The sequence below is a fragment of the Streptomyces sp. B15 genome (assembly GCF_018070605.1).
In the GTDB taxonomy this organism is placed as follows: Bacteria; Actinomycetota; Actinomycetes; order Streptomycetales; family Streptomycetaceae; genus Streptomyces; species Streptomyces smyrnaeus.
Window position 1 is genome coordinate 1 of the sequence record NZ_JAGPXJ010000198.1, and the last position, 2035, is coordinate 2035.

3 protein-coding genes are annotated in these 2035 nt (G+C 69.4%); 1 reads left to right on the top strand and 2 read right to left on the bottom strand.

Translation table 11 applies throughout. The features are described 5' to 3' along the window. Positions 1–425: 425 nt before the first annotated feature. A complete protein-coding gene (locus tag KBY19_RS35785; RefSeq protein ID WP_180289680.1) occupies positions 426–725 on the top strand; it encodes a YiaA/YiaB family inner membrane protein in 300 nt (99 codons plus the stop codon). A gap of 87 nt (positions 726–812) precedes the next feature. On the opposite strand, the gene KBY19_RS35790 is transcribed toward KBY19_RS35785, so the two are convergent. Together KBY19_RS35790 and KBY19_RS35795 are read right to left on the bottom strand one after the other, a co-directional pair. Continuing rightward, positions 813–1463 carry an O-methyltransferase gene (locus tag KBY19_RS35790; RefSeq protein WP_210967512.1) on the bottom strand — a complete coding sequence of 217 codons (651 nt, stop codon included), beginning with the start codon at positions 1461–1463 and terminating at the stop codon, positions 813–815. A gap of 109 nt (positions 1464–1572) precedes the next feature. Continuing rightward, complete coding sequence (locus KBY19_RS35795) at positions 1573–1881, bottom strand: hypothetical protein (RefSeq protein WP_099882465.1); 309 nt, start codon at positions 1879–1881, stop codon at positions 1573–1575. Positions 1882–2035: the final 154 nt, after the last annotated feature.

Below are 2035 nucleotides of genomic sequence, written 5' to 3' on the forward strand. Positions count from 1 at the left end.
GGTGGGCGGTTGGCGCCGCCTTCGCTGCCTGGTAGGCGTGTTCGAGTCGTTGTCCGTGCGCCATCACGGGCGCCGGGCACGCCTTCGCTGGTGCGAGTACGCGCGTCGTACTCGTCGCCGCCGCCGATGTTCATGCCGGCCTGGCCCCCTCGACCTCTGTCGCTCAACTGCCGTCAGTGCATTGTCCCCTCAGATGACGGTAGCGGGGTCACACCGCGCATGTGCCGTGTGCAAGCCAGGTGAACGGCAGCATTTCGAACACCGCGCCGGTGCGCCGTCCGTGTCCTTGCCGCTCGTGGTGCGAGGGCGCGCACGTTGCGGGCGGCTTCCGCGCACTGGTGCGCCCCCGGTGCTCCGGATGACCGGGCGGGGTTTGAGTACCTGTACCCATGTGCGGGGTGCCGCGGGGCGGCACGCTGCGGGGTATGACTGATGTGACTCCTTCCGTTCAGAGACCCACCACCGCGGCGTTCTTCGTGCAGTCGGCGATTGCTTTCGGGGTGTCGCTGGTGGCGCTGCTCGTCGGGATCGTGCGGCTGCCGGTAGGCCCGTGGGAGCGCGGGTATCTCGGGCTCGGGCTCGTTTTCGTGGTGTCCTCCGCGTTCACGCTGGCCAAGTGCGTACGGGACCGGCAGGAGGTGTCGGAGGTGACGAACAGGGTGGACAAGGCACGGATCGACAAGCTGCTGACCGAGGTCGATCCGTTCGGCCAGAGCAAGGGGTGAGTGCGCGGGGCACGGCGGCGTGAGCCCGGTGGCGCGGCTCCGGCCGGTCCCGGTCTCCCGGTCCGACCAGGCCCGCCCGGTGGCCTGCTAGGCGCGCTTGCGTGCCAGGGTGACGCCGTCGCGCAGGGGCAGCATGACGGACTCCATGCGGGCGTCCGCCGTGATCGTGTCGTTGATCTTGCGGATGGCGACGTCCGCCTCGTCCTGCGCGGCCGGGTCCACGACGCGGCCCGCGCGCAACACGTTGTCCAGCACGATCAGCCCGCCGGGCCGCAGCCGGGGTACCAGCGCCTCGTAGTACGCCGGGTAGCCGACCTTGTCCGCGTCGATGAACGCGAAGTCCACGAACTCCTCCTGCGGCAGCCCGCTCAGCGTGTCGAGGGCGGGCGCGAGGTGCAGTTCGATGCGGTCGGTGAGGCCGGCGCGCTGCCAGTAGCGGCGGGCGATGGACGTCCACTCCTCCGAGACGTCGCAGGCGATCAGCCGCCCGTCGGCGGGCAGGCCGCGTGCGATGCAGACGGAGGAGTAGCCGGTGAACACGCCGACCTCGACCGCGGTCTCGGCCCCTGTCAGCCGTACCAGCATCGTGAGGAACTCGCCCTCGTCGTGCGTGATCTGCATGGTGGGGAAGTCCGGCACGCGCTCGTGGGTCTCCTCGACGAGGTCGCGGAGGATCTCGTCGGCCGGCGTGCAGTGGGCCAGCAGATAGTCGTCGAGGGCGGGGTTCACGATGTCCATGGAACTCCTGGGTGAGCGGGCGCGGGCGCACCCGGGTGTCGGTGGCGGGGCGGTCCGAACGGCGCCTTGCCGCGGCCGGTCGGCGTGATTGCCGTGCCGTGGACGGTCGCTAGACCGCCATGCCGTAGACGATGGTGAACAGGGTGCCGAGCGAGCCGATGATGAACACGCCGGTCAGTCCGGCGACGATCAGCCCTTTGCCTTGCTCGGCGCTGAAGGTGTCGCGGAGGGCTGTTGCGCCGATGCGCTGTTTGGCCGCGCCCCAGATCGCGATGCCGAGGCAGAGCAGGATGGCCACGGCCATGATGACCTCGATCATGATCCGGGCCTCCTGGCCCAGGGAGCCGAACGGGCCCCAGTCCGGCGCGATGCCGCCGATGATGGTGGTGATATCGCCTTTGTCAGCCGCCAGGAACATGGTGAACTCACCGCCTAGTTTCAAGGTTCGTCTCTGACGGATTGTGCCATGACCCGGTGACAAGGGGAGCGTCGCGCTTGCCCTAAGTGGCCCGACTTCGTGGCCGATTCGCCGACTCGCCGTGGCCGATTCGTCGTCGCCGATGCGCCGACGC